Below are 1362 nucleotides of genomic sequence, written 5' to 3' on the forward strand. Positions count from 1 at the left end.
GATAGAAGTTTCCGAGCAATTTGGCGATGAAATCCCGCAATGGGGAAACTCCGGGGTCTACCATTATAAAACCACTAAATGAACGGTAGGCCCTGATAGTTATCTTATTCTTGTGAATGATATAATGTTAAACGAACATCAGGCCTCTTGTTGTTGAAGCAGCAAGTTTGAGGAGGTGTCATAATGCCTGGATTTGAATTAGAGTTACCCGATGATTTGGTCATGTCCATAAAACTTCCTAGAGAAGAGATGCCTGCACGGCTAAAAAGAGAGCTTGCCTTAAGACTATATGAGAAAGGTCTTTTAAGTTTTGGAAAGGCTCGCGAGCTTGCAGGGATGACAAAGTGGGAGTTCTCCAAACTTTTGGGGGAAGAAGATATCTTGCGTCATTACGATCTTGAAGAGTTAAGCGAAGATCTAAAGGTTTTGGAGGAATTAGATTGACAGTGATCTGCGATTCCTCGGTGTTGATTGCGTTGAGCTCGATCGATATGTTGAATTTACTTCAAAATATATGTAAGAACGAAAACCTTTTTATCCCAAAAGCAGTTTGGAATGAGGTAGTGATAGAAGGAAAGGACAGACCAGGTACTCTTGAGGTTGCAGCATCCGGTTGGATTAAAGTAAAAGAGGTTAAAAATCAGTGGATCGTGAAAATACTTGTCACTCAGCTGGACTATGGAGAGGCTGAAGTTATTGCTTTGGCTCTTGAAATGGGAGCCAGGTTAGTTTTACTTGACGAAAAGGAGGTCCGAGAGTTCGCTAGGAAACTGGGCTTAAAAGTCCTAGGGACAATAGGCTTATTAATATGGGCCAAAAAAGAAGGGCTTATTGATAATCTTAAAGTATATCTGGATGCCTTACAGATGAAAGCCGGGTTTAGAGTAAGTCAACAACTTTATAAGCAAGTTTTAAAAGAGGTTAGCGAGGAAGAGTAGATTGTAGTAAACAATGGTGGGAAACTCCGGGGTCGGATCTTTAATCTTGAATTTTAGTTTAACAGCTTAACGATGCTGCCAAAAATGCTTAATTGTTTCTTTTGTATGTAAATGCCCAAGACATAATTTAGAGTAAAGATCAAGTTACCTTCGATGTTTTTGTGATATCATTAGCAAGTAATGTGATATATGCTTGCTTTTTCAGCAGGCATATTAATGTTATTCTAAGCTACTAAATTATATTGCCCAATTTCTTTTAAAGGAGGTTTCCCCTTGTGCCCAAAGACGACTTAACTCCCAAAGACCCCCACGACAGGCTCTTTAAAAGGGTAATGTCAGATGAAGCAAACGTAAGACAATTTATAAAGGAATTTCTCCCAAAAGACATTTCAAGCCAGATAGATTTAAAGGAAATGAAGCTCAT

At 39.1% G+C, this 1362-nt stretch carries 3 protein-coding genes; all 3 read left to right on the top strand.

Going from position 1 to position 1362, the window contains the following annotated elements; genetic code table 11:
- Window positions 1-183: 183 nt before the first annotated feature.
- Window positions 184-444: a UPF0175 family protein gene (locus Q7P41_RS03585; RefSeq protein WP_303882181.1), complete on the top strand. Its 261-nt coding sequence runs from the start codon at window positions 184-186 to the stop codon at window positions 442-444.
- A gap of 2 nt (window positions 445-446) precedes the next feature.
- On the top strand, window positions 447-938 hold the full coding sequence (locus Q7P41_RS03590; protein ID WP_303882182.1) for a DUF3368 domain-containing protein: 492 nt from the start codon (window positions 447-449) through the stop codon (window positions 936-938).
- A gap of 275 nt (window positions 939-1213) precedes the next feature.
- On the top strand, window positions 1214-1362 hold a 149-nt coding region (locus tag Q7P41_RS03595), incomplete at its 3' end, for an Rpn family recombination-promoting nuclease/putative transposase (protein WP_303882183.1).

This window comes from Acetomicrobium mobile (assembly GCF_937920065.1).

Bases quoted from the DNA above. Each gene is read 5' to 3' on its own strand.
- Q7P41_RS03585 (WP_303882181.1), top strand. From the start codon at position 184: ATGCCTGGATTTGAATTAGAGTTACCCGATGATTTGGTCATGTCCATA.